28 protein-coding genes and 1 tRNA gene are annotated in these 26,403 nt (G+C 70.9%); 12 read left to right on the top strand and 17 right to left on the bottom strand.

The features are described 5' to 3' along the window. Positions 1–126: 126 nt before the first annotated feature. Positions 127–202: transfer RNA gene (locus tag ACFY29_RS34450), tRNA-Lys, on the top strand. A 213-nt stretch (positions 203–415) separates the two neighbouring features. On the opposite strand, the gene ACFY29_RS34445 is transcribed toward ACFY29_RS34450, so the two are convergent. Further along, a complete protein-coding gene (locus ACFY29_RS34445; protein ID WP_386992893.1) occupies positions 416–1,018 on the bottom strand; it encodes a hypothetical protein in 603 nt (200 codons plus the stop codon). 264 nt (positions 1,019–1,282) lie between these two features. Here ACFY29_RS34445 and ACFY29_RS34440 point away from each other — a divergent pair, with 264 nt between their 5' ends. After that, positions 1,283–1,591 carry a hypothetical protein gene (locus ACFY29_RS34440; RefSeq protein WP_386992891.1) on the top strand — a complete coding sequence of 103 codons (309 nt, stop codon included), beginning with the start codon at positions 1,283–1,285 and terminating at the stop codon, positions 1,589–1,591. Then, positions 1,591–4,251 carry a DUF4132 domain-containing protein gene (locus tag ACFY29_RS34435; protein WP_386992889.1) on the top strand — a complete coding sequence of 887 codons (2,661 nt, stop codon included), beginning with the start codon at positions 1,591–1,593 and terminating at the stop codon, positions 4,249–4,251. The genes ACFY29_RS34440 and ACFY29_RS34435 overlap by 1 nt, the downstream gene beginning before the upstream one ends. Positions 4,252–4,359: 108 nt before the next feature. On the opposite strand, the gene ACFY29_RS34430 is transcribed toward ACFY29_RS34435, so the two are convergent. Continuing rightward, positions 4,360–6,207: a serine hydrolase domain-containing protein gene (locus ACFY29_RS34430; protein WP_386992887.1), complete on the bottom strand. Its 1,848-nt coding sequence runs from the start codon at positions 6,205–6,207 to the stop codon at positions 4,360–4,362. Positions 6,208–6,280: 73 nt separating this feature from the next. Between ACFY29_RS34430 and ACFY29_RS34425 the strand changes: the two genes are divergently transcribed. Then, the gene (locus ACFY29_RS34425; RefSeq protein WP_386992885.1) at positions 6,281–7,954 is read left to right on the top strand and encodes a sensor histidine kinase; all 1,674 of its coding nucleotides are present in this window, start codon (positions 6,281–6,283) and stop codon (positions 7,952–7,954) included. On the opposite strand, the gene ACFY29_RS34420 is transcribed toward ACFY29_RS34425, so the two are convergent. Both ACFY29_RS34420 and ACFY29_RS34415 read right to left on the bottom strand, forming a co-directional pair. Continuing rightward, positions 7,895–8,503: a DNA-binding response regulator gene (locus tag ACFY29_RS34420; RefSeq protein ID WP_386992883.1), complete on the bottom strand. Its 609-nt coding sequence runs from the start codon at positions 8,501–8,503 to the stop codon at positions 7,895–7,897. The two genes, ACFY29_RS34425 and ACFY29_RS34420, sit on opposite strands and share 60 nt — an antisense overlap. Positions 8,504–8,654: 151 nt before the next feature. Continuing rightward, positions 8,655–9,335, bottom strand: a complete 681-nt coding sequence (locus ACFY29_RS34415) for an NADPH-dependent F420 reductase (protein WP_386992881.1) — start codon at positions 9,333–9,335, stop codon at positions 8,655–8,657. A 75-nt stretch (positions 9,336–9,410) separates the two neighbouring features. Between ACFY29_RS34415 and ACFY29_RS34410 the strand changes: the two genes are divergently transcribed. Next, positions 9,411–9,776, top strand: a complete 366-nt coding sequence (locus tag ACFY29_RS34410) for a winged helix-turn-helix transcriptional regulator (protein ID WP_386992879.1) — start codon at positions 9,411–9,413, stop codon at positions 9,774–9,776. A 270-nt stretch (positions 9,777–10,046) separates the two neighbouring features. Beyond that, a complete protein-coding gene (locus ACFY29_RS34405) occupies positions 10,047–11,261 on the top strand; it encodes an aromatic acid exporter family protein (RefSeq protein ID WP_386992877.1) in 1,215 nt (404 codons plus the stop codon). 14 nt (positions 11,262–11,275) lie between these two features. Here the strand turns inward: ACFY29_RS34405 and ACFY29_RS34400 are convergent, their stop codons facing one another. The 4 genes from ACFY29_RS34400 to ACFY29_RS34385 form a co-directional block, all read right to left on the bottom strand. Then, positions 11,276–11,674: a nuclear transport factor 2 family protein gene (locus ACFY29_RS34400; RefSeq protein WP_386992875.1), complete on the bottom strand. Its 399-nt coding sequence runs from the start codon at positions 11,672–11,674 to the stop codon at positions 11,276–11,278. A 77-nt stretch (positions 11,675–11,751) separates the two neighbouring features. Continuing rightward, positions 11,752–12,303 (bottom strand): YdeI family protein, encoded by a 552-nt coding sequence (locus tag ACFY29_RS34395; protein WP_386992873.1) that lies wholly within the window; start codon positions 12,301–12,303, stop codon positions 11,752–11,754. A gap of 1 nt (position 12,304) precedes the next feature. Then, the gene (locus ACFY29_RS34390) at positions 12,305–12,727 is read right to left on the bottom strand and encodes a VOC family protein (protein ID WP_386992871.1); all 423 of its coding nucleotides are present in this window, start codon (positions 12,725–12,727) and stop codon (positions 12,305–12,307) included. Between the two features lie 105 nt (positions 12,728–12,832). Further along, a complete protein-coding gene (locus tag ACFY29_RS34385; RefSeq protein ID WP_386992868.1) occupies positions 12,833–13,660 on the bottom strand; it encodes a DUF72 domain-containing protein in 828 nt (275 codons plus the stop codon). 125 nt (positions 13,661–13,785) lie between these two features. Here ACFY29_RS34385 and ACFY29_RS34380 point away from each other — a divergent pair, with 125 nt between their 5' ends. Further along, positions 13,786–14,802, top strand: coding sequence for a glycosyltransferase (locus ACFY29_RS34380; RefSeq protein ID WP_386992866.1), 1,017 nt, complete (start codon positions 13,786–13,788; stop codon positions 14,800–14,802). Positions 14,803–14,804: 2 nt separating this feature from the next. On the opposite strand, the gene ACFY29_RS34375 is transcribed toward ACFY29_RS34380, so the two are convergent. After that, entirely contained in the window at positions 14,805–15,671 is an 867-nt protein-coding gene (locus ACFY29_RS34375) for a sigma-70 family RNA polymerase sigma factor (RefSeq protein ID WP_386992864.1), read from the bottom strand. A gap of 148 nt (positions 15,672–15,819) precedes the next feature. On the opposite strand from ACFY29_RS34375, the gene ACFY29_RS34370 reads away from it, so the two are divergent. Continuing rightward, positions 15,820–16,284 carry a carboxymuconolactone decarboxylase family protein gene (locus ACFY29_RS34370; protein ID WP_355606306.1) on the top strand — a complete coding sequence of 155 codons (465 nt, stop codon included), beginning with the start codon at positions 15,820–15,822 and terminating at the stop codon, positions 16,282–16,284. A gap of 104 nt (positions 16,285–16,388) precedes the next feature. Beyond that, the gene (locus tag ACFY29_RS34365) at positions 16,389–17,120 is read left to right on the top strand and encodes a Clp protease N-terminal domain-containing protein (RefSeq protein WP_386992861.1); all 732 of its coding nucleotides are present in this window, start codon (positions 16,389–16,391) and stop codon (positions 17,118–17,120) included. A 10-nt stretch (positions 17,121–17,130) separates the two neighbouring features. On the opposite strand, the gene ACFY29_RS34360 is transcribed toward ACFY29_RS34365, so the two are convergent. Beyond that, complete coding sequence (locus ACFY29_RS34360) at positions 17,131–17,646, bottom strand: hypothetical protein (RefSeq protein ID WP_328424249.1); 516 nt, start codon at positions 17,644–17,646, stop codon at positions 17,131–17,133. 114 nt (positions 17,647–17,760) lie between these two features. Then, entirely contained in the window at positions 17,761–17,958 is a 198-nt protein-coding gene (locus ACFY29_RS34355) for a DNA repair protein (RefSeq protein WP_386992858.1), read from the bottom strand. Between the two features lie 211 nt (positions 17,959–18,169). Between ACFY29_RS34355 and ACFY29_RS34350 the strand changes: the two genes are divergently transcribed. Both ACFY29_RS34350 and ACFY29_RS34345 read left to right on the top strand, forming a co-directional pair. Further along, on the top strand, positions 18,170–18,649 hold the full coding sequence (locus ACFY29_RS34350) for a DUF4396 domain-containing protein (protein ID WP_386992856.1): 480 nt from the start codon (positions 18,170–18,172) through the stop codon (positions 18,647–18,649). A gap of 95 nt (positions 18,650–18,744) precedes the next feature. Next, positions 18,745–19,407: a GNAT family N-acetyltransferase gene (locus ACFY29_RS34345; RefSeq protein ID WP_328424255.1), complete on the top strand. Its 663-nt coding sequence runs from the start codon at positions 18,745–18,747 to the stop codon at positions 19,405–19,407. 254 nt (positions 19,408–19,661) lie between these two features. On the opposite strand, the gene ACFY29_RS34340 is transcribed toward ACFY29_RS34345, so the two are convergent. The 4 genes from ACFY29_RS34340 to ACFY29_RS34325 all read right to left on the bottom strand — a co-directional run bounded on the left by ACFY29_RS34340 (position 19,662) and on the right by ACFY29_RS34325 (position 22,854). Beyond that, the gene (locus tag ACFY29_RS34340) at positions 19,662–20,360 is read right to left on the bottom strand and encodes a TetR family transcriptional regulator (protein ID WP_386992853.1); all 699 of its coding nucleotides are present in this window, start codon (positions 20,358–20,360) and stop codon (positions 19,662–19,664) included. Beyond that, positions 20,323–20,817: a thiol-disulfide oxidoreductase DCC family protein gene (locus ACFY29_RS34335; RefSeq protein ID WP_386992851.1), complete on the bottom strand. Its 495-nt coding sequence runs from the start codon at positions 20,815–20,817 to the stop codon at positions 20,323–20,325. The genes ACFY29_RS34340 and ACFY29_RS34335 overlap by 38 nt, the downstream gene beginning before the upstream one ends. Continuing rightward, positions 20,814–21,281: a hypothetical protein gene (locus ACFY29_RS34330; RefSeq protein WP_386992991.1), complete on the bottom strand. Its 468-nt coding sequence runs from the start codon at positions 21,279–21,281 to the stop codon at positions 20,814–20,816. The genes ACFY29_RS34335 and ACFY29_RS34330 overlap by 4 nt, the downstream gene beginning before the upstream one ends. Before the next feature lie 118 nt (positions 21,282–21,399). After that, on the bottom strand, positions 21,400–22,854 hold the full coding sequence (locus ACFY29_RS34325) for a glycoside hydrolase family 3 N-terminal domain-containing protein (RefSeq protein ID WP_386992849.1): 1,455 nt from the start codon (positions 22,852–22,854) through the stop codon (positions 21,400–21,402). A 168-nt stretch (positions 22,855–23,022) separates the two neighbouring features. Between ACFY29_RS34325 and ACFY29_RS34320 the strand changes: the two genes are divergently transcribed. Further along, on the top strand, positions 23,023–24,198 hold the full coding sequence (locus ACFY29_RS34320; protein WP_386992847.1) for an ROK family protein: 1,176 nt from the start codon (positions 23,023–23,025) through the stop codon (positions 24,196–24,198). Positions 24,199–24,355: 157 nt separating this feature from the next. Here the strand turns inward: ACFY29_RS34320 and ACFY29_RS34315 are convergent, their stop codons facing one another. Beyond that, positions 24,356–25,375: an ABC transporter permease subunit gene (locus tag ACFY29_RS34315; protein ID WP_386992845.1), complete on the bottom strand. Its 1,020-nt coding sequence runs from the start codon at positions 25,373–25,375 to the stop codon at positions 24,356–24,358. Then, positions 25,372–26,379 carry an ABC transporter ATP-binding protein gene (locus ACFY29_RS34310; protein WP_386992843.1) on the bottom strand — a complete coding sequence of 336 codons (1,008 nt, stop codon included), beginning with the start codon at positions 26,377–26,379 and terminating at the stop codon, positions 25,372–25,374. The genes ACFY29_RS34315 and ACFY29_RS34310 overlap by 4 nt, the downstream gene beginning before the upstream one ends. Positions 26,380–26,403 lie beyond the last annotated feature (24 nt).

Raw genomic sequence — 26,403 nt, 5'->3', positions numbered from 1 at the left:
TCCCGTCTCTGCTGCGCGGGTCGGTTTGGGACCTTTTGCCGGCTAAGCTCGACCGAAGGGGGGACATGGGCAACCGGATTGGAGCCCGGTTCAGCGGGGTGCTAATCTTCTCTCCGTTGCCGACGAGCGCCGCTAGCTCAACTGGCAGAGCAGCGGACTCTTAATCCGCGGGTTCGGGGTTCGAGTCCCTGGCGGCGCACCAGCAATTAAGGCTCTGGCCTGGTGGTTTCCCACCTGGCCAGAGCCTTTTTCGTGCTTCTGGCACGATCTCCGCTGCACGGCCCGAGAACAGAGCTGCGCGTCCCTACCCCTGGTAAGGACGCGCAGGCTCCTTGTGGCCAACCCCCGCAAGACCTGGCGGCGATCCTCATCCCAGGATGTCCGCTCCACCGGCCCCACGGCGGCCGCTGGCGGTTCAGTCGTCGGTCGGGGGTGGTGCCAGTTCGGCGTGCCGCACGACGTAGTCGCCGGCGGTGACCGGGGCGAAGGGCGCCGGCGCCATGCAGGTGCCGACCGTGCCCTCGCGCCACTGGCCGTCGGGCCCCTGGTCGGCGTTGACCACCGCCCACGAGAAGCCGACCCGGTCACCGCCCGGACCGTCGTACACGCTGAATCCCAGCCGGCGACCGACCAGGTCGGCCGCCAGCGGGTCGGCTTCGGTGACCACGGCGGTGAGCGTCGCGGTCCGTGCGGCAGTGACCAGGCAGTCGACGCGGGCCGCGAAGCGGACGGTGACGCCGTTCGCTGCGAGCCGGTGGGCGACGCGGACCGTGCCGGTCGCGTCGGTGGGCAGGCCGTGGGGCGCGCCGGGCATCGGTCGGGTGTACGGGGTGGCGTGCGCGTCGAAGGTGAAGCTGCGCACGTCGCGGTCGGGCGCGAACGTCAAGCGAACCTCGCCTGCCCCTCCCACGCCGGCCGTCTTCGGTTTGTGCGCTGTGGCGCTGGCGCCCGGCACGGCGACCAGCGCCACGGCGACCACGACCGCCGCCGCGCCCAATCCCCGAAACGTCTTCCTCATGGGTCCTCCCTCGTGGCGACCGGTCGTCGCCGTCGAGATCCACGCTGCCGGCACGCGACACCCGCCGCCTCCCCTGGTGGCGCGAGTCGACTCCACCCTGAGAGGGAGCTAGGAGCGCGGCGAGCTTCAGTGCATAGGCGGTCATGCGTGCGTGCTGGCCGTCGAGGGCTCTGGCGATCGAGCGAATGACGGGCGTCCCAGGTCGCGGTGCTGGTCGCTTCCACGCCAGACGCCATGTCTGGGGTCTGCGCTACCGTCGCCGCCATGCCGCTGATCACAATCGCCGATGAAGCGACCGGAGCGCCGAGCGGGCCCGAGTGGACTATGGAGATCTTCGAGGAAGAGGTACGACTCGACGAGCTGATTCGCCGGCGGGTGTTTCTGGAGATCGCCGAGTCCGGCGCACGCGTTGATCCGGAGAAGCGGACCCGGGCGACGCTCGAGGCGTTCGGCCGCAACGGTTTCGTGGTGCTGGTCGACGACCGTCAGGTGACGAGCCTGGACGACAAGGTCCACCTGCACGCGGGGTCCCGGGTCACGTTCCTCAAGCTCGTCCCGCTGGTGGGTGGCTGATGGGCACGTACGATCCGGAGCAGGCGCTGCGCCTGGTGGTCAACCGAGTCAAGGAGTGGTACGAGCGGCTTGACGGCTTCACCCTCAACCGAAGTGATCAGCGGGAGTTCGTCAATCAGGTGGCCACGGTGTGTGGCTGGGCGCCGGCCGACGCGGGTCGGGTGCTGCTCGCCGCGCTGAACGACCCGGACGGACCGTACGGTCTTCTTCCCGCGCAGCTCGAACTCCTTCCAGAGGCCACGCGACAGGCCGAGCTGCTCGGCCCGGCCGTGGCGGCGCTGGAGGACGCCGAGGCGGATCACGATCGGCGGGTCGCCGCGGCGATGACGGTGATCGGAAGCCTGCCGCGCCGCCACAACATCACGAAGGACGACCCGTGGGGGGCCGCCTGCCACGAAATGTGGGCCCGGACGGAGCAACTCCTGGCCGCGCAGCCGGCGGACGTGCGGCAGACACTGTTCGACGCATTGACGGTGCCCGAGCAGGACAGCGACGGGCGGACCACGCTGATCCGCCGTCTGCTCTCGGCCGGTGGGCTGGACGGTTCCGGATGGCTGGATCGGCTGGGCGGTCACGCCCGACTGGGATTCAACGACTGGAGCTACAGGCTCCTCAAGTGGACCTGGGAATCGATCGAGACGGAGTACCTCGCCGGACGCACGCACCCGGCGGCGCTGGCAACCTGGCGCCGGACGCGAATCGAGCACTTCGTTCGCGACGTGGGCGACGCGGACGAGACGCTGTGGCCCATTCCCAACGTCGGTGAACCGTGGGCCGACCGCGCCATCGCGGACATCGAGGCGATGCCCGAGGAACGCCGGTCCGCCTGGCGCGCGTTGCTCGCCCACTGCCTGCTCGGCGCGGAGAAGGCGAGGCCGACGGCCGCCTGGCAAAAGAGCGCCCGGCTCCTGCTCGACGCGGTCGGCGGCGACGAGTTCACCGCCCGGCTCGATGACTGGCTCCCGCTGGTGGGTCTGGCGCGTAGCCTGCCACTGCGCATGACCACGTGTTGTAGGGGTCACTTCGCCGACGTCCCGCCGCGGATGCTCGACCGTCACAACGTCGGGCTGCTGTGGGGCCTGATCTGGATGCGGGCGATCTGCCCGCCGTCGGAGGACACCCTGCGCAGCCTCGGCCAGATCGCGGAACGGGCCGCCCGCAAGATACCCGGGCATGGTCCGGCGAGCCCGAAACTGGCGAACGTTGCGGTCGGCGCGCTCATCGACGCCGATCATCCCGCCGCCCTCGCGCAACTGGCTCGGCTGGCGTCGCGGCTGACCTACAAGAGCACGCTGCGCATCGTCGAAAAGGGCCTGACCAAGCACGCCGAGGCGCTCGGCATCGGCCGTGAGGACGTCGAGGAGATGGCGCTGCCCGGCTTCGGGCTGCCGCTCGCTGACAAGCTGGGTGACTGCTCGTACGAGGTTGAGGTTCGCGGCATCGACGCCATCGTGGTGTGGCGCAATGCGGACGGCAAGGTGGTCAAGGCCCCTCCGCCGCAGGTGCGCAAGGACCACGGCGAGGAGTTGAAGGAGCTGAAGGCGACCGTCACGGACATCGGCGCCACGCTGATCGGCACCCGTGACCGCCTGGAAGGGCTGCTGCGGCGCGACCGCACGTGGACCGCCGAGCAGTGGCGCGAGCGGTTCCTGGATCACCCGCTGGCCGGGACCCTGGCCCGGCGGCTGATCTGGACCGTCGACGGGGTCGCCTGCTGTTGGGGCGGTGATGCCCTGCGGACCGTGGAGGACGCGGTGCTCGAGCCCGCCGACGGCGCCACGGTCCGGCTCTGGCACCCGGTCGACGACTCGGCCGCGGTCGGTTCCTGGCGGGACTTCCTGGCCCGGCACTCGATCATCCAGCCGTTCAAGCAGGCACACCGGGAGCAGTACCTGCTGACCGACGCAGAGCGGGCCACCGGTACGTATTCCAACCGGTTCGCCGCGCACATCGTGCGCCAGCACCGCCTCAACGCGCTCCTGTCCCGGCGCGGCTGGTCGCACGTGCGACACCGCAACGACGGCGCCTCCTACGACATGCCCTGGCTGGCCCTGCCCGACTGGGAGCTGCGCGCCGAGCTGGGCATCGCCGGGATGGAGGATCGGGGCGACGACCTGATGTTCGACACGATGTCGACCGATCAGCTGCGGATCACCTGGGAAGACCGCACGCCGGTGCCGCTGGAGCAGGTCCCGGCGGTCGTGCTGAGCGAGGTGATGCGCGACGTCGACCTGTTCGTGGCCGCGGCCGGGGTGGGCAGCGACCCGAACTGGTACGACGGTGGTCCCCAGGGCCGGTATCGCGACTACTGGGCGCGGAACAGCTTCGGCGACCTCACTCCGCCCGGCCGGACGCGCCGGGAGGTGCTGGCCGAGCTGATCCCCCGACTGGCGATCGCCGACCGCTGCACTCTCACCGACAAGTTCCTTGAGATACGCGGCGATCTGCACACGTATCGCATCCACTGCGGCTCGGGCAACATCCTGATCGCCCCGGACGACCGCTACCTGTGCATCATCCCGGACTCGGCGAAGGCGAAGGAGCCGGAAATGTTCCTGCCCTTCGAAGGCGACAGCCGGCTCGCCGAGATCATCAGTAAGGCGCTGCTACTGGCGGCCGACAAGAAGATCAAGGACCCGGTGATTTTGCACCAGCTGTGAGGCGCTCGGCCTCGCGTACATCGCCGTGGCGGCCTCCGCAACGAACGCATCCGGCCCGAGTTTCGGTGGACTTCCACCGGGACTCGGGCCGGGCGCTTGGCCTTGCGTCTAGAAGAGCAGGAGGCGGTAGTCGAACGCGACCGTGAAGAATCCCGCTGCCGCCACCGTGAGCAGGGTGTAGGAGATCCGGGTGGTGGGACCCCACCAGCGGCCCCGCCAGGCCAGGGCCGTGGCCGGGACCATGGGCACGGCGAACACCAGGGACAGCGTCGCCAGGACCGGAAGGGCCATGAGGCTTGGCGAGCCGAGGGGGAGCGCCGCCATGACGACATTCGGGTCGACCATCACCAGGGCGAACCCCACGAGAAACGCGGTGGTCAAGGCAGCGCTGACCCAGGCGGTGTAACCGGCCAGGCGAGCCGGGAGCGATGATCGGGCCCGGCGTGCGCGTCGGACAACAGCCGCGATGGGCAGACCGAGGGCGGCGAGGAGGAGGGCGAGCGCGCCGATGGCGAACAGCGGCAGGCCAGCGGTCGGGGTGTCGTACCAGGCGAGCTTTTCGTAGACCTCGGAGGGGATCGCGGAGGAGACCAGGAGCCCGTCCTCGGGGAAGGAGATGCGGGCCTGACCGTCGCGTTCCTGGAAGAGGCCAGGACCGATCTGAACCCAGTGTTGCGTGGACCGGTCAGGATCCGGGGACAGCCCGGTGCTGGTGAGCGTGCCGTCAGGGTTGGCCTTCACGGTCGGTACGGAGAACAGCGTCGACGCCTTCATCAGGCTGGTCTGGCTGGTGCGGGCGGAGCGGTAGGAGCCCGCGTAACGGGAGACGTCGGTGGTGAGCCCAGCCCGCGACGGCGCCGAGGTGCCCGGAAAACTCTCGTCGACGATCGTGTTGACGACCTTCTGGACGTCCCAGGTGGCGGCCCCGGCGGTGCCGTCTCCGTTGACGACGACGTAGACGCCGAACTTCTGGTCAGGCAGGAGTGCCATGGCGTTGTGGTAGCCGGGAACGTCGCCGTCCTTGTAGAGGAGCCGCGATCCGTTACGAGGGCGCTCTTCGAGGACGTAGCCCATGCCGGGCATCCGGTCATCGGCCGTGAAGTGACGCTGCTGCATCTGCCGGGCGATCGGGTCGCCGTCGAGCTGGTCGGTCATGTACCGGGCCATGTCGGCAGGCGTGACAGCGGGACCCGTGCCGGATGGCGTCCAGGGGGCGTACTGGCCCGTCTGTTCGGCGTACCCGTCGCCGTCCGGTCGGTAGCCGCGGGCGAGTCGCGCCCCCACGGCCGCGGGGTGGGGAAGGGCGACGGTGGAGGTGGTCATCCCGTGGGTGGCGAACACGTGGTCGGCGACGTAGCTGGCGTACGGCTGGCCGGACCTGACCTCGACGATACGGCCGGCGAGGGCGAGGCCGTAGTTGTCGTACGCGATGCGGGTTCCGGGCGGACGGACCCGGCGCGGCTGGCGATCCTTGACGCTCTCGGCCAGCGACGGAAGGTCGGAGGGGTCTTCCTTGGCCAAGCCGACGATGTCGTCATCGAAACCGGCGGTGTGCGTGAGCAGATCCTCCAGGGTCACCGGGTGCCCCGGAAAGGTGTCCTTGATCTGGAAATCGGTGAGGTATCGGTTGACGTCCGCGTCCAGGTCGACGCGGCCCTCACCGGCCAGGCGCAGTACGGCCTCGGCGGTGAATACCTTGGCCAGCGAGCCGGTGAGGAACGGCGTCGTGACGTCGACGGGACGGACTGTGGTGACGTCGGCGACGCCGTAGCCCTTGCTGAAAACCGTCTGCCCGTTCTGCACGACCACGACGGCGGCGCCAGGGATCCTGTCCGCGGCGAGCATCGCGGGCACTATCCGGTCGAGTGTCGCGCCGATGCCCTCGGCGCCGGCCGCGTGCACAGGGCTCGCCTGTAGGCTGAGCAGGGCGAAGGCGGAGACGAGCGCTTTCTTCATGTGCTCAGCGTGCCGAGCGGGGCCTCTCCGGCATCAGTGTCAGGCACCTCGATCCGCCATGGAGAATGCATGGTTGGGACATCTGGTGCGAAGCGCGTTGATCGTTCTGGTGGTCCTCGCCGGCGTCGCCTTTGATCCGCTCCATCCGGTGCCGAGCCTGCCGTTCGCCCTCGTGCTGGGCCTGCAACTGCTGCACTGCCTGACTCCATGGCGCAACCGCTGGACGCTCGCGGCGCAAGTCCTCCTCCTTCCGTGGGCGGGGCCTGGCGCGGCGGGGATGGTGGCGGCGTCCGCGCTGCTCATCACACGTGGCGCGGTCCGTTGGATACTGTTCGCGACGGTGACTGTGGTGGCGGCCCTGCTCGCGCCCGCGACGCCGTTCGAGATCGCGCTCGCGATGTTGAATGCCGGCGCCCAAGGTCTGGTTCTGTTCGGGGTGACCCGGCTCGGTGACACGCGCGCCGCCGTCCAGGCCACCCGCGCCGAGCTCGCGGCGCGGTCGGTCGAGGCCGAGCGGGCGCGGGCCGCTGGTGATCTGGAGACTGCGGTCGGGGCTGCCCTGTCGACGATCATTGCCCTGGCCGGGCGCGGCGGCACCGTCCGCATCGCCGAGGTTTCCCGCTCTGCGGCGGCCACTGCCAGGGCTGTCCCGCTGACCTCGGCGCGGCCGGTTCCCGAGCCGGACCTGCCGCCCCGGCTCGCCGTGCCGATTTTCGTCGCCGTGCACGTCGGCTTCGTCGTGACCGGGCTGATCTATCTGGCGGGACGTCCGGCGCCGTCCCTCCTCCTCGCGGTCATCCTCGGGCTGCACCTGGTCCATGGGCTGCCCCGCCAGGCTGGGTCGCCGCCCCGGCGCGTCCCCTGGGCTGCCGTCGCGCTCCTGCCCGCCACGGCCGCCGCCCTGCTCTACCCGGGGCAGCCCTATCCCCACGTCGCCGGGTTCGCCGCAGCCGCGTTCCTGATTGCCGGCCGGGCCTGGTGGCCCGTGGTCGCGATGGTCCTCCTCGCCACTCCAGGGGTGCTCGCCGTCCGCGGTTATGCTGCCGCCGAGAACGTCTTCTGGACGTTCAACACCATCGCCGTCGCTGTCATGTTCGCCGGCCTCGCCGCACAGACCGCACTGGTGCTCGACGCCCGCGATGCCCGTCAGGCGCTCGCCGCGATCGCCGCTGCCAACGAGCGGCGGCGCATCTCCCGCGACGTCCACGACCTACTGGGGTACGGCCTCTCCGCCATCACAGTCAAGGCCGAACTCGCTGACCGGCTCGCGTCGGAAGCGGCACGCGAGCAGCTCGACGACATCGCCGGAATTGCCCGCCAGTCCCTGGCCTCGCTGCGCGCCATCCCGGCCGACCCGGACCTGCGGCTGTCGCTCACCGCCGAGCTGGAATCGGCTCGTTCGCTCCTGGAAGCGGCCGGGATCAGGACTGACGTACGCCGCACCTCGGGGCGCGACGACGCGCTGCTGGCGATCGTCGTACGCGAAGCCGTCACCAACGTGCTACGGCACAGCACCGCCACCCATTGCCTCATCCAGATCACCCCCGACGGCCTCGTCATCGCCAACGACGGAGCCCGCGCCGCCCGCGGAAGTGGCAGCGGAACGGCGAACCTGACCGCTCGCGTGACCGCCGCGGGCGGCACCCTCAACATCGGTGGTGACCTCGGCGAATACCGGTTGAGCGTCCTATATCCAGCCGTTCTCGACCGCGATGCGGACAGCGTCGAGCCGGTTTCGTGCGTCTAACTTGGTGACGATCGCTCCCAGGTAGTTGCGCACCGTCCCCTTGCTGAGAAAGAACTCCGCCGCGATCTCGGCCAGTTCCGCCCCTTCGCCCGCCCGGCGCAACACCTGCGCCTCGCGTTGGCTCAGCGGATTGGGTCGTCCCGCGATCGCCGCGGCCGCCAGGTTGGGGTCCACGACGGTCTCGCCCGCTGCCACCCTGCGAATGGCCTCGGCCAACCGCGCTGGCGGCGCGTCCTTCACCATGAACCCACGGGCACCGATCGCCAGCGCCCTGCGTAGCAATTCCGGGTTTCCCATCGAGGTCAGCATCAGCAGCCCGCATTCCGGTGCGCGCTCCCGCAACTCCCGCGCCGCGTCCAGTCCGTCCAGCCGGCCTGGCATCTGAATGTCCAGCACCACCACCTCGGGCCGTAGCTCCAGCCCCAACGCCACGGCTGCCTCTCCCGTGGCCACCCTTCCGACGACACGCATGTCCTCTTCCAGCTCGATCAGCGCGGCCAACGCATCCCTGATGAGATGCATGTCCTCGGCCAACAGCACCCTGATCACAATTCACCCCCGCACGGAACGACAGGCCGTTCGCAGTACGCGAACCCAGCAGCGAAGGCACGCCACCCCAGCGAGACAACGCCCCGGCCGCGAGGATCGTACGGAGGAGGCCGCGACGTCAGGTCGCGACCTCCTCCGGTGGCCTGGTCGGTCAGTTGGCCGTGGCCGATCCTGCGTTCAGCAACGCCGGATCCACATCGGGGACGGCGAGCCTGGGGTTCCACCCTGCCGCCACGACACGCATGACGAATCCTGCGGCCTCCTCCAACTGACGTGCACTGGCCAGCCCACCAACCACGGCAGTCCGCGCACCAAGATCCTCAGTCAGCCTGCCGGCGCGTTCAAGCGCCTCGGGCTGGTCGCCGCAGATCGCCACGACCGGCGCAGAGTCGCGCGGTCCTGCGTAGGGCCAAGACGCTCCAGCGAACAAGTGGAATGCTTTGACGACGTGAGCGCCCGGCGCAACGCGAGCGACAAGCTCTCCTGCCGAGCCCGACGTCGGCTTCAGCTGCCCGGTGGCGTAGTCGACAGCGTTCGTGCAGTCGATCACCGTAACCCCGCTCAGTGAGCCGTCAGCACCACCGACGAGGGAGAGCGCCTCCTCCAGGCCCTCCCACGCGACCGCGACCACGACCACCTCGACCTGTGCTGCGAAGTCGGCGGGACCGACAGCCTGGGCTGCGCCGCCGATCTGGCCAGCAGCCCGACTGGCGTTTTCCGGGTTGCGCCCTGTTACCACGACCAGATGGCCAGCTCCCGCCCACACTCGGCCAAGCGCTACAGCGAGGTTGCCCGTTCCCAGGATTCCTACGTTCACCGCGATCTCCTTCATCTGTGGGACGACCTGGGGAACGTTAGGAGGCAGCTTCCTACCGTTTGGTGGGAGAGATCCTGCGAAACTGGAACGATGATCGACGGCACCTGCCAGACGTTTGTCTCGGACTGTCATGTCCGCGCGGCAGTTGAACTCATCAACCACACGTGGGATCCGGTAGTCCTGTCAGCGCTACGCGCCGGCCCAACGAGACGCAACGACCTGTTGGTACGCATCACAGGCATCAGCGACAAGGTCCTGACGCAGGCATTGCACCGCCTTCGAGCGCGGGGACTGGTCGTCCGGCAGGGCAACGGCGAGCGGCCGCCGGGAAGCCACGCCGCCGTCTATCAGCTCTCGCCTTTGGGTGGGTCGTTCGCCAACGGCCCACTCGCACAACTGGCCCAATGGGCCGCAGCCAACCAGGCAGACCTCATCGAGCCGTCAACAACGTCATGACCCGCAACACCTGGCGATGACGAGCACCCTCGACCGTTATCGACGATCCGGTCGAGCTGCGATCCAACGTGACGACCTGATCGTCCAGCGCTTCGACCGTGCCCGCGTCTTCGTGTACTGGAATCCCTGAGGCCGGGCCAGCTCACTGAGCTGATCTCCACCGTGTGCCGGGCATTCGCCGTCGAGTCTGACGGTGGGTGCCCCGCACTGTTTCTTCGCGCGGGCGTGGTCTCGCCGGATAGCTTCGCGTTCGGTGGGTAAGCGGCGCGCGTGCCCGGGAGCGAGGAGCCGGCAGCCGAATTCGACCCGGCCCCACACGGGCGCGTTCGGGCTGCCCTGACGTTTGCTGGCCTGCGGGAGCGTGGGCAGCGCGCGTTACGCTCCCGTGCCTGGCGGTTACGCCTGTACGGTCTGCTCGCCCTGCAGGCCGGCGTCGCGGCGACGATCGCCTGGTTCGTGGCGTACGAGTTCCTGGACAATGCCTCCCCGGTCGTCGCACCCACCACCGCGGTCGGCATCGTGGCCGCCGCGATGGGATCACGCCTGCGGCGCACCGTCGAGTTGCTGATCGGGGTCGTCCTCGGGCTCGCCGTCGGTGACACGCTCATGCCGCTGTTCGGCATCGGTCCCTGGCAGACCGGCGTGGTCGTCGTGCTGGCGATCATCGTCGCCGTACTGCTCAAGGGTGGTGGTTCCCTGCTCACCCAGGCCGGTGGTACCGCGGTGCTCATCGCCACCCTGGAGCCGCCCGTACGCGAACTGTCCATCCCCCGCTTCGTCGACGCCGCAGTCGGCGGGCTGGTCGGGCTGGCGGTCGGTCTGCTGTTGGTGCCCATCCACCCGCAGAAGACGGTGCTGCGGCTTGCCGAACCCGTCGTCGGCCCGGGGGCCGCCGCCATGCATAAGCTGGCTGCGGCGCTGCGCGCCCGCGACCTTGGCGAGGCCGAGCAGAGCCTGCGCGAGTTGCGGAATCTCGGCCCGCAGGTCAACGCGCTGAACGAGGGGCTCAGCGCAGCCCAGGAGGTGGTGCGCTTGGCGCCCTTGCGCTGGCGTGAGCGACAATCCCTGGCCTTCCACACGGAGTCCATCCAGCATCTTGAGCGCAGCCTGCACAGCTGCCGGTCCATGGCGAGACGACTCACGACAGCCCTCAAGGACGGTGAACCGATACCGGAGGAGTTTCCCGCGGCCATCGACCTGCTGGCCGCCGCTTTGCTGACCCTGAGGTGGACGATCCAGGCCAGTGAGGAGCCGCGGGAGGCGCGTGAGCAGATCCTGACGGCCGTCGAGCTGGCCGGGCAGGCGCAGGGGGGGTCGTCACGGGACAGCGGCGGCCCGCACCCCCACCGATTGCACTACTCGGGGCTGGTCGCCGTGGGGGAGATCCGGACAGCCGCGCACGATCTGCTCATCGCCAGCGGGCTGGATGCCCGCACCGCGGCCAGCATGGTGCGGCGGGCGGTGGGTTGGGAGGAGGAGGACTGAGCCAGCTCCGCGCGTCACTCGAACAGGCCGGCCGGCGGTGCGTGGTTGCCCTCCTTGACGTCCGAGTAGTCGCGAGCCTCGGCCACGAGGCCCGCCTCGTCGAAGCGCAGCAGCGTGCAGCCGGAGACGGTCACGGGTTTGTCCTTGACGTGGATCACCGCCCAGTACTCCACCGCCGCCGCATCGCCGTCGACCTGCGGCTCGGCGAACCACACCTGCGCGGGGCGGGTCTCCTCGGCGAAGCACTCCTCCAGATAGACCCGAAGGCCGGACCGCCCACGGTACGGACGAAACATCGAGGCCCAGTGGTCGCCGCTCTCGCTCTGCAGGGCGGTGAGCGCCTCAACGTCTCTGACCGGCCAGGCATCGGTCCAGGTCCTGGCCCACCGTTGGGCCGCCTCTCGCGTTTCCACGTACGCCTCCTCGGTCAACCGGCACCTCTGTCATCGCCAGTCGTACCACTGACCCCTGACATCCCAAGGGACACTGCTTACTCCTGAGCCACCAGCCGTGCGACCGTCTGGGCGAGGAGCTTCGCCCGCGTTTCCGGGGTACGGGCCTTGAGTAGCGGAAGGATCACGGCGTACCGGGCGGATCGGCCGAGCCGTTCGAACGCGGCAGATGCGCGGGAGTCACCGGTCAACGCGGCCGTGAGATCGGGCGGCACCTCGGCGGTGCGCTGCGACTCGTACGCCGCCTCCCATCGGCCGTCGGCCTCGGCGGCCGCGACTTCCGCGAGCCCGGCGGCCCGCATCCGGCCGGCCGCCGTCAGCGCTTCGACTTTCGCCACGTTGACCTGCGACCACGAACTCCGCGGGCGTCGGCGCGAGTACCGCTGGAGGAACGAGACGTCGTCGAGGCCCTTACGGTGGCCGTCGATCCAGCCGTAGCAGAGGGCCACGTCGAGCGCGTCCGCGATCGCGATCGAGGCGAGCCCGGAGTGTCGCTTGGCGATCCGCAGCCACGCCTCGCCCCGCACCTCGTGCCGCGCGGCGAGCCAGGACTCCCATGCCTCGGCATCGGGAAAGTCGAGGACGTCCACGTCATGCCGGCTTCATTGAGGAGAGGACGTCGAGGTAGTGCGGGTTGTTCATGACGCCCAGCACGTTGCCGAACGGGTCGACCACCGCGGCCGTGACGAACCCCTCGTCCCCGTGCGGGGTGATCGGCTGGTACGCCGTGGCGCCCATCGCCAGCAGGCGCTGCACGGTGGCGTCGAGGTCGTCGACGTGCCAGTGCATGACCGCGCCGCCGGGCCCGTTCGCGCCGGGCGGCGCGTACCTGCGGTCGATGATGCCCAGCTCTCCCTGGTAGTCGCCGATCCGGAACTCGGTGTAGGCCGGGCGTCCGTCGGGCCCCGACCGCAGGAAGTACGCCTCCTGGCCCAGGAACTCCGCGTACCAGGCCGTTGCCGCTGCCACGTCGTCCGCCCAGATGTTGAGTGTGGCGAATCCTCGCAGGCTCATTACGCATCCTCTCGTCGATGTCTTCCGGGTCACGGTATCGACGATTGCGGAAGGTGAGCTTCCGCAATGACGGGCACGGTCGGGAATTGTCGGCGGCCGCACCCGTCAGAAGAGGGTCAGGGGCTCGACCGGTATCGGTTCGGGCAGTGCTTCCAGCTCAGGTACGCGGGCCCGTACCTCGTCGTGGAAGCGGCGGGCGAGCACGGGCGCGTCGGCGTTGTCCGGGGTGTGCATGAACACCGTGGGCGAGCGCCCCTCGCGCAGCCAGTCGGCGGTGACGTCGACCCAGCGCTGCCACCCCTCGACCGTCCGCGTGGTGTCGTCGCGACCGAGGTAGCGGACGATCGGCCGATTGGTCAGCGCGAGCGACCGGAGCGGTACGCGCGGCTTCTTGGTCCAGGCATCTCGTTCCGCGTCGCTGGTCGGCGGGCTCGCGAAGAACGCGGTCGTGTCGAAGGGGATCCACTCGGCGGCCACGGTGGTGAGTGCCTCCGCGAGGAGCCGGGCCGCACGGGGGTCGTCGAAGAACGCGGGATGGCGGACCTCCACGGCGTACCGGTGCGACCGGGGGAGCTGGCCCAGAAACCGGCTCAGTGTCGGGACGTCGGCGGGGGAGAACGACCCTGGCAGTTGGATCCAGAGGGCGTGGGTGCGTGGGCCGAGCGGCTCGATCGCGTCCAGGAAGGCGCGCAGCGGCTCCGCGAAGTCGGTGAGTCGACGTTCGTGCGTGATGACCTTGGGAAGTTTGAGGACGAACCGGAAATCGGGATCGGTCTGCCGGGCCCACGACGTGACGGTGTCCCTGGCCGGCGTCGCGTAGAAGGTCGTGTTTCCCTCGACGGCGTCGCACCAGCTGGCGTAGTGCCGTAGGCGCTCCTGTGGTGGAAGCGGATGCGCCAGCAGTCGGCCCTGCCACGACTTGTGGGTCCACATCGCGCATCCCACGTGAAGCCGCATGACCGCCCTTCCTCCGGGTGAACCGCGCCTGACCGGAGCCCACGGTATACGCGCCGCCGGCGGGAACGGGACCGACGGTGCGGCGGGTAGGGTCCGACGCCATGCGCGTGCTGTTCGCCAGTTTGGCGTCCGTCGGTCACACCTACCCGCTGATCCCGCTGGCGGTCGCCGCGCGGGAGGCTGGCCACGAGGTGCACTTCGCCGCCGGTGCGGAGGTGCACGCGCCGCTGGCCGCGAACGGCCTGCGGCCGTTCCGCCCCGGCGACGCGTTCTACGAGGTGTACGCCGAGGATCTCGAACCGGAACTGGCCCGGTTGCGCCCCGACCTGGTGGTGCACGAATGGGGACTACCGGGCGCGGCCATCGCCGCCCAGCGTGCCGGCATTCCCGGTCTCTGGCACGGGTTCGGTCGGATGTTCCCCGACGGCATCGGTCTCGAACTGCCCACGAAGACCGGCGAGGTCGCTGACCGTCCGCACCTCGACATCTGCCCGCCCTCCTTGCAGGACAAGGACTTCCTCGCCACGGAACGCCGGATCGAGCTGCGACCGGTCCCGTTCTCGACACCGGCGGCGCTGCCCGCGTGGGTCAGCCGTCACGCGTCCCGGCCACTGGTCTACCTGACCCTCGGTACGGCGTTCGGCACGCCGGAGCTGCTGGCCACCGCCATCGCGGGGTTGGCGACGCTGGACGCGCGGGTGGTGGTGGCCGCCGGTCGGGTGCCCCCGGAGCAGCTTGGCGAGGTGCCCGACCAGGTGACCGTGTACCCCTGGGTGCCCCAGGCGGAGCTGCTGCCGTACGTCGACGTGGTGGTGCACCACGGCGGCAGCGGCACCACCCTCGGGGCGCTCGCGGTCGGTGTCCCGCAACTGATCCTGCCGCAGGGTGCCGACCAGTTCGCCAACGCCGACGCGGTCAGCGCCGCCGGTGCCGCCCTGCGCCTGCTCCCCGACGAGGTGAACGCGGACGCCATCGCCGAACACACCCGGAGGCTGCTGCCGCGCCAGGGGAGCACCGAACATCGCGACGCGGCCCGGACGATCGCCGAGGAGATCGCCCGCATGCCCTCCCCGGCCGCCGTCGCCCGCCGCCTACCCGAGTACGCCAGGGCGGGATAGACCTACCCGACGGTCAGGTCGAGCGTCGCGAGCTGCGCCGGGTCGGCCACCACCTCGATGCCGATGATCCGGTCGGTGACGATGAAGCTGATCGCGAGCCGGAGATCCCCGCCGAGGTTCACGACCGCGCCGGGTACCCCGTCGACGTACGCCGGAGACGCCGCCTGGGCGCGGCCGTTGAAGAAGCCGGCGATCGCGGCCGAGCCGTGCGTCTCGGCGGCCGAACCCAGGCCCGCGGCCACCGGATCGGCGCGCATGACGACGTGCGGGTCGAGCAGGCTGACCAGGTCGTCGAACCGGCCCTCCCGCGAGGCGGCGAGGAAGGCCTCGACCACCCGCCGCTGACGCGCCGGGTCCGTCTCCCGGACGGTCCCGTCCTGGTGCACCCTGCGGCGGGCCCGGCTGGCGATCTGGCGGACGGCGGCGGGACTGCGATCGACCACGGCGGCGATCTCCTCGAACGAGACCGCGAACATGTCGTGCAGGACGAACACGAACCGGTCGGTTGGCGCGAGGGTGTCCAGGACGACCAGGAGCGCTCGGCCGACCGACTCGGTCAGCATGGCCTCCCGCTCCGGGTCGACCGGCCCGCCGTCCGACGGGTCGGGCTCCGGTGTGGCGGTGGCCCACGGCTGTTCGGGACGGCTGGTACGCGTTCGCAGCCGGTCCAGGCAGACCCGGCCGACGGTGGTCGTCAGCCATCCGGGCAGGTTGTCGATGCCCGCGACATCCGCTCGGCTGAGCCGTAACCAGGTGTCCTGGACGGCATCCTCGGCCTCGGTGCCGGAGCCCAGCATTCGGTGGGCGACCGCCCGTAGCCGCGACCGGTTCTCCTCGAAGCGTCGGGCCAGCAGGTCCGCCTCGCTCACGACCTCTCCACCCCCGGGCGCACCCGAGCGGTCCTGTGACCGCTGACACATCTGTCACGCCGTCGGCTCGCCGGCCGACATCCCGTTGACAACCGGGACGTCGTAAGGCGAGACATGCCGGGCAGCCTAACAAGATGGGACGACAGAAATGATCATCGAACCGCGCATCCAGAACCCCGCCGGCCTGCTGCCGGACGCTGTGAAGGCGATCAATCTGCTCTACAAGGCCGCGCACTCGGTCGGGGTGCCGGGCAGCACGCTGGAGCTGGTGCACCTGCGGGTCAGTCAGATCAACGGATGCGGTGCCTGCGTCGACTCCGGGGCCCGGGGCGCCCGAAAGGCTGGTGAGACCGAGGAGCGTCTGTTCTCGGTGGCCGCCTGGCGGGAGACCCCGTATTTCACCGAGGCGGAACGGGCCGCGCTCGCGCTCGCGGAGGCCGCCACCCGGCTCGCCGACCGGGCCGACGCGGTACCCGACGACGTCTGGGCGGAGGCGGCTCGGCACTTCGGCGAGAAGGAGTTGGCCGCGATCGTGCTCTGGGTGGCGACCAGCAACTTCTTCAACCGGCTCAACGTCACCACCCGGCAGCCGGCCCCGCAGGCATGGGGCTGACCGCGCCGTGACGAGGCAGCCCGGGGTGCCGCACCGCACTCCGGGCTGCCGGCGATCGTCAACTTGAGGTTGACGACGAGGGAGCGTCAACCTATGGTTGACGCATGACGGATCCTATTCAGATGAGCAATCCCGTTCGCCTCGACGACCTGATCCAGGCGATCAAGAAGGCGCACACCGACGCGCTCGACCAGCTCACCGACGCCGTGATCGCCGCCGACCACCTGGGTGACGTCGCCGACCACCTGATCGGGCACTTCGTCGATCAGGCGCGGCGCTCGGGCGCTTCCTGGACCGACATCGGCCGCAGCATGGGGGTCAGCAAGCAGGCCGCGCAGAAGCGTTTCGTGGCGAAGGCGTCGACCGAGGCGGCGGCGCTCGACCCGAACGCTGGCTTCGGCCGGTTCACCCCCCGCGCCCGCAACGTGGTGATGGCCTCACAGGAGGAGGCCCGCGCCAGCCGGCATGCCGAAATCGGCCCGGAGCACCTGGTGTTGGGCCTGCTGGCCGAGCCGGAAGCGCTGGCCGCCAGGGTGATCGTCGGCCGGGGCGTACCGCTGGCGACCGTGCGGGAGACGGTCAGCGCCGCCCTCCCGGCGCCGGCCGACCAGGTGCCGGACCTCATCCCGTACGACGCGCGCGGCAAGAAGGCCTTGGAGTTGACCTTCCGGGAGGCGCTGCGGCTCGGCCACAACTACATCGGCACCGAGCACATCCTGCTGGCCCTGCTGGAGCAGGAGGACGGCACGGGAGTGCTCACCGACCTCGGGCTGGAGAAGGCCGCCGTCGAGGCCGACCTGGCCGCCGCCCTCGCCGCGGTCGCCGGGCAGAAGTGACCTCCCGGGGTCAGGGCGTCGGGAAACCGTAACGCAGGGCGTGCTCCGGATCGGCTGGGTCGATCTGGCGTACGCCCGCGTCGGCGAGCCGCTTGTTGACCTCGTCGAGTTGCTCGCGTACCAGTCGGGCCTCCTCCTCGGTGACCCGTCCCCGATGTGGCTTGCCAGCGTGTTCCAGCGTCCCGTAGTCGATCTTCTCGGCGCTCTTGCGGGCCTTGGGCGGACGGACCCGCTCGGCCGTCTTGAGTAGCTGCGCCATCGGCACGTCGGTGGCCATCGCGTCGAACTCGCTGGCGGTCAGCACCACCCGGCGCGGCTCGCCGCCGCCATGCCGGTCATGGATCTCAACCACCGCCACGTCCAGCGCGGCGTCATCGACGTTCTCCACCTCGGTCGGGGTGGCGTCCAGTTGCACGGGCCCGGCGATCAGGTCTGGGTGCTCCAGGACGACGATGCGGACCACCTCGTCGTCGCTCTGCAGAACCGTGCCACTGAAGTCGGAGACGTGGATCGTCTTCTTGCCCATGCGCGGAGCTACTCCTGTCGTAGGCCGGGATTCCGGACCAGAAGAAATTACCCGACAGGTGTGCGAAAGCCCGCGTTGGACGGCTCGGGTGTGTCGTGGTCGGTACTGCCGGAGTCAGCGGGTGTTGAGGCCGGGCCGGGTGGAGCTGCCGGCCGGCAGCTTGTTCAGCTCCGCCCAGGACAGGGCGGCCGCGCCTTTCGTCGTACGGGTTCCGCGGTATCGCGGCTGGGCCGGAAAGCGTTCGGCGGGCTCCGTTGACCGCCAGAGTCGCTCGGGGTCCTGCTGGTAGCGGTCGTTCGGCTGAATCGGCATGACCATACCGTCCCAAAGAAAGGTGTCCATGTATGGAAATAGATATGACGGTCGATCGGTGCGCGTGGTTCCGTTTGCCGGCACGGGGATTGACGGTGACTCGAGCCGTACCCCGCGCGCCGCGTCGGTAATCGACCGGATCGGTGAACTCGACGAAAGAGTGATCCTCGTCGCTCGGCCAGGTACCCCCGGGGGGTATAGGCTGCGGGTCATGGAGAACGCAAATCTCACTCGACTGGCCGTCGCCGCCACCCTGCACTGCCTGACCGGCTGCGCCATCGGCGAGGTGCTCGGCATGGTCATCGGCACCGCACTCGGCTGGTCCGACCTGGCCACCATCGCCCTCGCCGTCGCGCTGGCGTTCGTCTTCGGCTACGCGTTGACGGTCCGCCCGGTGCTCCGCTCCGGACTACCGCTGGGCCGGGCGATCCGGGTGGCCCTGGTCGCCGACACGCTCAGCATCGCGGTCATGGAGGTGGTGGACAACGGCGTCATGCTCGCCGTGCCGGGCGCCATGCGGGCCGGCCTCGCCGACCCACTGTTCTGGGGCAGCCTGGCCGGCGCGTTGGCGGTGGCCTTTGTGGTCACCGTGCCGGTGAACCGGGCACTGATCGTCCGCGGGAGGGGACACGCGGTCGTGCACCAGCACCACCACGGGGAGCACCACCCCACCACTCCGGCGGCGTCGTAGCCTGGCCCGGGCCCCGGCCCCGACGGATCGCCCCGCCCGGTAGCGTCGCCCGGCGTACGGTGATCCACGACGGGCCGGGTGACGGGGAGGTGCGCATGCTCGACCGGCGGCTTCAGCTGCACCTGGCCACCTGGCTCGGCCAGTGGCCGGCCGGGAAGGGGCTGCACGTGGTCGCCTCGCACCGGCGGGCCAGGCCGGCCTGGGATGGCCGGCTGCGCCCGGCGCTCGCGGTGGACAGCGGTGAGAGCGCCGTGCTCTCCGTCCCGCCGGACCGGGTGGCGGCGATCCGCGCGCTGGCCCGACGTACGCCGGACCGGCTGCTGCCGGCGCTGCCGGAGGCCGTCGGGTTGCCCGACTGGTGTGTGCACGACGGTCCCTTCCGGTGGAGCCTGGCCCCCGCGCCGCTGCCCGACGTGGGGGAGTGGACCGAGTCGACGGCCCCCGGGCTGCCGCCCTGGCTTCGGCTGTTCGACCGTCCGGTGCTGGTGGTCCGCGACGCGGACGGCAACTACCTGGCTGGGGCCGGGATGAAACGGCACGACGCGTACGGGCAGGAGTTGGCCATCGGCACCGTGCCCGCCGCCCGGGGTCGCGGCCTCGCCCGGCGGCTGGTGGCGCAGGCGGCCCGGCGGGTGCTCGACGAGGGGGCGATCCCGACCTACCTGCACGAGCGGGACAACGCCGCCTCGGCCCGGGTCGCGGACGCGGCAGGCTTCCCGGACCGGGGCTGGCGGGCGTACGGGGTCTATCCGCGCTGAGCGGCCGTCGGCACCGCGAGTGCCCGCGCAACGCTGTCGTCGTAGGGCGCGGACCGTGGATCCCGGGCCGGATCCACGGTCCGCAACCTCCCCCCAGGTCCCGGTTTCGGGCGCCCGGCCGCCCGCTGGGCAGGGCCGTTCGTGTCGATCACGCTACGTATCGAACACGCTCGGTGCAAGGTGTGAGCTGTCGGTTCGGAGTGTCGAATAGCGGACTTGACCTGCGGTGGAGTCGAGCGAAGCTGCTGGCCGGGTCAGTGACGTAGCGTGCGGATGAGGTCGAGGACCTGTCGGGTCACCGGGCGAAGTACCCGCAGCCGGGACAGCGCCACCAGCCGGTCGATCAACGGCACGACGCCGTCGATCAGCTGCCGGGTCTTGGCCTGCCCGGGAGATCGGTCGTGTACCCAGTAGAGGACCACGCCCATGTACGCCAGCCAGAGCAGCTCGGGCAACTCGGGGCGCAGCTCGGCGTCGACCTTGGCGGTCGAGCCCGTCAGCACCTCGGCGAAGAGGTCGATCGCCGCCTGTCGGGGGCCGGACGACTCTGCGGAGAAGGGGCTGAGCGGGGAGGTGGGCTCCGCCGCCGTCTTGAAGAAGGTCGCCGCGAACTCGTGCGACGGGGTCAGCACGTCAATGCCGGCGTGCAGCACTCCGGCGAGCCGGGCGGCGAACGCGTCCTCCCGGTCGAGCACCGGCTGGACGGCGGCCCGGTGCTCGACCTGGGACTGGGCGTAGAACTCCTGGATCAGGTGGTCCTTGGAGCCGAAGTAGTAGTAGGCGTTGCCCACCGCCACGCCGGCCTCCTGCGCGATCGCGCGCATCGTGGTCTGGGCGTAACCACGCTCGCGGAACAGCCGCATCGCGGTGTCCCGGATCAGCTGCCGGGTCTGCTCGCCCCGGGCGGTCGCAGGTTCACCCGCAGTGGTCGTCGGCGCAGGCTGCTCGGTCATCGGGGTCACCGTATCCCGCTGGTTCGTTCGTCGGCTCGGCCCACGGATCGCGAACCCGCTCCCTGATCGCTGAGGCGGTGGCCACCACCTGCCGGGCGAGCGGCAACAGGCTCGGTCGGGCCAGCCGTTCCGCCGTGGACCGGTGGTCGGCCAACGCCCAGAGGCAGGCGAACCAGGCGCCGTCGCCCGCGTACACCTCGCCGGTGTCGGCCACCACGGTGAGGTCGCGCAGCGTCGCGTCGTGGTCCAGGCCGGGAAAGCGCCGCCGGGCCTCGGCCGACCCGGCGGGCACGAACTCCAGGGGTACGAGCTGGGCGTGGGATGCCAGCCATCGGCGGGCGGTACGGCAGAGCGGGCAGTTCGCGTCGAACAGGACGGTGAACCCCCGGATCCCACCGCCCCCGTGTGCGGTGGGATCCGGCAGCCCCTCGGGGCCGCCAGCCGGTGTGACGGTCATCGGGCCGGAGGGTTGGTCACCGGCCCCGCGCCCGGCTGCGCCCCGATCGGGTATGAGCCGTGCGGTGTGGACGGCATGGGCAGCCGGCCGATCGGTGCGATGGGCGGGTGGGTGGCGAGCTGGCGGAGCCGAGTCCGGCGGTAGCGGCCGAGCGCGAAGACGTTGAAGAAGTGCAGCGCGCCGAGCACCAGCAGTACCAAGCCGATCTTGAGGGATAGCTCTTCCATCGCCTGGCTGGTCGAATCCACTGGGTCGGGGTGCTTCATCGCCACCGTCACGTAGCCGAGGTTGAGCAGGTAGAAGCCGACCACCAGGAGGCTGTTCACCGCTCGGGCCAGCCGCTCGTCGGCGAACACCTCCTCCAGGAATACCTGTCCGTTGCGGGACAACGCCCGGGCCACCCAGATGGTCAGGCCGATGCTGACCGCGAGGTAGATCAGGTACATCCAGACCTTGATGTCCATGCGCACAGGCCCTTCTTGAACGTGTTCAACTACCGACGGTGTCAGCGTAGGGCAGTTCTTGAACGTGTTCAAGAGAGGATGGTGGGCCGTTCCCGGCCCGACCGGTTGCCGCTCTGCCTCAGCCGGACAGTCCGAGCGCCTCGGCGGCCGCCCGGCCGTTGGCGTGGCTCGCGCCGTACGTGGTGACGAAGGCGCGTACGCCCGCCGGGCGCCACTGCGCCGGCCAGCCCATCTCCACCACGGTCACCGGGTGGTCCGCGGCCAGGCCGGCGATCAGCTCCGGGCCGCCGGGCAGCCGGTGCAGGTGCCGCCCGACCAGCACGATCGGCCGGTCGCCGGCCAGCCCGCGCAGCGTCGCCTGATCGGTCTCGGCGGCGATCACCCGGACCTCCTGCACTCCGTCCAGGTGCGGACCGAGGCCCCACGGCACCCGCCCCTCGGCGATGGTGGACTCGGTGTGCAGCTGCACCACCAGCGGACGGTCCAGGCCGGTGAGCACTCCGTCCACCCGGACCGCCCGGCGCGCCGCCGCGTACCCCAGGTCGGTTTCGGTGGCGGTCGCCGATGCGCCGGCGGCCCGGGTCCAGGCGGCGAGCGCGGCGGCGCGGCCGGCCGCCTCCTCGACCCGGGAGGTCGCCAACCGCCCGTCGGCGAGCGCGTCGACGATCTCGGCGGCCACCCGCTCGACCAGCCCGGCGTCGACCTTCGCGCCGATGCAGAGCAGGTCGGCGCCGGCGGCCAGAGCGCGGACCGCGGCCGGCCCGACACCGCCAGCGGCCACCGCGGCGCCCTTCATCTCCAGTGCGTCGGTGATGACGGCGCCGGTGAAGCCGTACTCGGTGCGGAGCAGGTCGACCAGGACGGCCCGGCTGAAGGTGGCCGGACCGGTGCCGGTCAGCTCCGGCACCCGGATGTGTGCGGTCATCACCGCGCGCGCCCCGGCGGCCACGACCGCGGCGAACGGCGGCAGGTCGCGTTGGCGCAGCAGGCTCAGTGGGACGTCCACGGTGGGCAACTCGTGGTGCGAGTCGGTGATGGTGGCGCCGTGGCCGGGGAAGTGTTTGGCGCAGGCGGCGACGCCGGCGGCCTGTAGCCCGCTCACGGCGGCGGCCGAGTGGGCGGCCACCCGCACCGGGTCCGCGCCGAACGACCGGGTGCCGATCACCGGGTTGTCGTCGGCGGTGTTCACGTCCACCGTCGGGGCGAGGTTGACGGTGATGCCGAGTGCGGCCAGCTCGGCGCCGATCGCCTGGTAGACCCGTCGGGTGAGCGCCACGTCGCCGATCGCGCCGAGGGCGGCGTTGCCGGGGTACGGGCTGCCGGTGGCGTGCGCCAGCCGCGTCACGTCGCCACCCTCCTCGTCGATGGCGATCAGCACGTCCGCGCGGCCGACGCGCAGGGCGGCGGTGCTCGCCGCGACCTGGGCCGGGTCGTGCACGTTGGTGCCGAAGAGGGTGTGCCCGGCCAGCCCGTCGGCCACCAGGTCAACGGCCCAGTCCGGCGGGATCGGTCCCGGGTACGCGGCAAGCAACGTGCCGAGCGCGAGCCGGCGTAGTCCTGGATCCAGCCCCACGTGATCTTCCCCTCTCGGTGCCCGGCGGGCACGAAACGTCGTACGGCGGTGGTCATCGCCCTGCCGGGTCGGCCGAGCGCTCCACCTCCGGGTGGCCGTTACGCTACGGCTACCCGTTCGCAGGTCGGTTTACAGTTAGCAAAGTTTACTAAAACTAAAGGACGTGGCATGAGTGCGACCCGGCTGCCCGGCACCCCCCGCCTGTTGCGGGCGCTCAATGACCGTGCGGCGCTGGAACTGCTCCTCGAACGCGGCCCGTTGACCCGGGCCCGGCTCGGTGAGCTGACCGGGCTGTCCAAGGTCACCGCCTCCCAGTTGGTCGAGCGGCTGGAGGAGCGCGGTCTGGTCAGCCGTGTCGGCGAGCAGGCCGGTGGACGAGGGCCGAACGCCCAGCTCTACGCCGTACGCCCGAGCAGTGCCCACGTGGTCGGGGTGGACGTCGGGGCGGATCGGGTGGTGGCTGCCTGCGCCGACATCACCGGCGCGGTCATCGGCCGGGTGGAGCAGTCCACCCGGGACACCGACGACCCGGTGGGCGTGGTGCACAACGCCGTCGTGCAGGCCGCGAGCAGCGCCCAGGCGCAGCTGAGCAGCGTACGGCGGATCGTGCTCGGCACGCCGGGTCTGGTCGACCCCGGCACCGGTGACATCACCTTCGCCTTCAACCTGCCGCGCTGGCACAGCGGGGTGCTCGGCGCCCTGCGCGACGACCTGCACACGCCGGTGGTCTTCGAGAACGACGTGAACCTGGCCGCGGTGGCCGAGGCGCAGTCCGGCGCCGCGCAGGGGCTGACCGACTTCGTGCTGGTCTGGGTGGGCGCTGGCGTCGGCCTGGCGATCATGCTGGGTGGGCGGCTGCACCACGGCAGCAGCGGCGCGGCCGGTGAGATCGGCTACCTGCCGGTGCCCGGCGCGCCCATCCCACGCGACGTCTCCCGCCGCGCCAAGCCGGCCTTCCAGCAGTTGGTCGGCGCGGACTCGGTCCGCGCGATCGCCCGCGAGTACGGCTACCCGGACGCCGACGCCGCCGACGCGGTTCGCGCGGCCGTCGCCGACGGTGCCGGTGGCGGCCCGATGCTCGACGAGTTGGCCCGCCGGCTCGCGCTCGGCGTGGCCAGCACGTGCGTGGTGCTCGACCCACCGCTGGTGGTGCTCGCCGGTGAGGTCGGTCAGGCCGGCGGCGCGGCGCTCGCCGACCGGGTGCAGCAGGAGGTCGCGGCGATCACCCTGGTCCGGCCTCGGGTGGTGCCCACCGGGCTGACCGAGGAGCCGATCCTGCGCGGTGCGCTGCGTACCGCGCTGGACGCCGTCCGCGACGAGGTGTTCGGCTCCACCGTCGGCTGAGCCCGCTGGCGGGGTCATGTGAAGGAATATTTCACCGCCGGCCATCGTGCTGCAAGCTCTTGCCGCATCCGTTCCGGTCCGCCGGGCCGCCCGGACCAGGGCGGGCGGCCCGCAGCAGGCGGGGCCGCCCGGCCCAGGCGGGCGGCCCGGCGGAGGCTCACATCAGGTCGCGGCGACGGAACACGGCGAACGCCGCCGCCGTCAACCCGCCGGTGAGCACGAGCAGTACCGCCAGGGCCGGCGCCCAGGTCAGCGAATAGAACCCGTCGCAGAAGCCGCCGCCCACGCTGTCGCCCCTGCAGAGCCGGCCGTCGTAGAACCGCGCCTCACCGCTGAGCCACGCCCCGATGTAGCTGGAGAGCATCAGCTGGTCCGGGCGCGGGGCGTCGACGATCTGCAACACCAGCCGGGCGCCCAACTCCCAGACCACCGCGTACGCGGCGACCGCGCCGAGCGCCGCCGAGGTGTGTCGGCCCAGCGTGGCGATGGCGAAGCCCAGCGCGCTGGCCAGCAACACCAGCACCAGGCCACGACCGTGCACCGCCCCCAGTGAGCGCCAGAAGTCCCCGCCCAGCCGGCCGGCCAGACCGGCCGTCTGCCCGATCACCCAGAACGTGGCGAGGTAGACCAACGAGGCCGTCACCGCCAGCGCCAGCACCGTGCCGAGCAGGGTGCCCAGCTTGACACCGAGCACCGTCATCCGGCGCGGTCGCCAGAGCAACAGGTTCACCACGCCGCCCGAGTTCAGGTCCGCGCCGATGTAGGAGGCGCCAACCAGGAACCCGAACAGCACCAGGAACGCGATGAGGAAGTAGAGCAGCGGGCGGGCCTGCTGGGCGAAGCTGAACACCCCGGGTAGGAAGTCGGCGGCGATCGGCAGCCGGTCCTGCCGGATCGGGTCGATCTCCGAGCAGTCGGAGGGGTAGTACAGCTCCGAGTCTGTCGACGGGAACGTGCCGTTCTTTCGGGCCAGGCACTGCTGGAAGTGGTTCTCCATGCTCTGCCGCGCCTCGGCGGCCTGCGCCCGCGCCGTGCTGAGTTCGCTCGCGGTGGGCTTGTGGGAGCCGGCCAGGGTGGTCGCCGCGGTGACGGCGAACGCCAGTGCCAGCAGGACGACCATGAGCTGCACGAAGCGACGCGCGGACAGCCGCTCCAGCTCGGCACGAACCAGGTTCACGCGTCCACTCCCCGATCGAGATTGATCACAGCGTCACCCTCAACGCCGGGCGGCAGCGCCGAGTCGTCCACCTGGCGGGGCACCGACGGGTGCCCGCCGGCGCCGGTCAGCTCGAGGAAGACGCTCTCCAGATCGGGCCGCAGCGGGGTCAGCTCGCCCACCCACAGCCCCTGCTCGCCGAGCACCTGGCTGATCGCCGCCGGGTCGGTCACCCCGCCCACCACCAGTGCCCCGCCATCGACGGTCGCCGCCATTTCGGCCGCGCGCAGCAACTCGGCGGCGCGCTCCGGCTCGGCCACCCGGACCAGGAACTCGTGCCGGTCGTGGCCGGCCAGCACCTCGTCCACCCGGCCGGCCGCCACCCGCCGCCCCTGCGAGATGATCGTGACGTGGTCGCAGATCAGCTGGATCTCGGCCAGGATGTGACTGGACACCAGCACCGTCACGCCGGCCGCCGCCAGCGACCGCATCAGGTCCCGCATCTCCCGGATGCCGGCCGGGTCCAGCCCGTTCGCCGGCTCGTCCAGGATGAGCAGCTGCGGATCCTTCAGCAGCGCGGACGCCACCGCGAGGCGCTGCTTCATGCCCAGCGAGTAACCCTTCACCCGCTCGTCGCCCCGGTCGTGCAGGCCGACCAGCTCCAGCACCTCGTCCACCCGCGAGGTCGGCACCCCACCGGCCCGGGCCAGCAGCCGCAGCGTGCGGTGCCCGGTGAAGTTGCCGAAGAACTGCGGGCTCTCCACGATGGCGCCGACCCTGCCGGCCACCCGGGGCAGTTGCTGCGGCGACGGCTCGCCGAGCACCCTCATCTGCCCGCTGTCGGCCCGGACCAGCCCGAGCAGGGCACGCAGCGTGGTGGTCTTGCCGGAACCGTTGGGGCCCAGGAAACCGTGGATCTGGCCCGCCTCGACCAGCAGGTCGAACCCGTCGACCGCGACCCGTCGGCCGCTCCGTAGGCTCTGAAAGGTCTTGCGCAGACCCTCGATCTCGATGACCGCGCTCATTCGCGCGACTCCGTACCTCGACCG

Source organism: Micromonospora sp. NPDC000668 (assembly GCF_042897975.1).
In the GTDB taxonomy this organism is placed as follows: Bacteria; Actinomycetota; Actinomycetes; order Mycobacteriales; family Micromonosporaceae; genus Micromonospora.
This window is presented reverse-complemented; position numbering and strand designations above follow the sequence as displayed.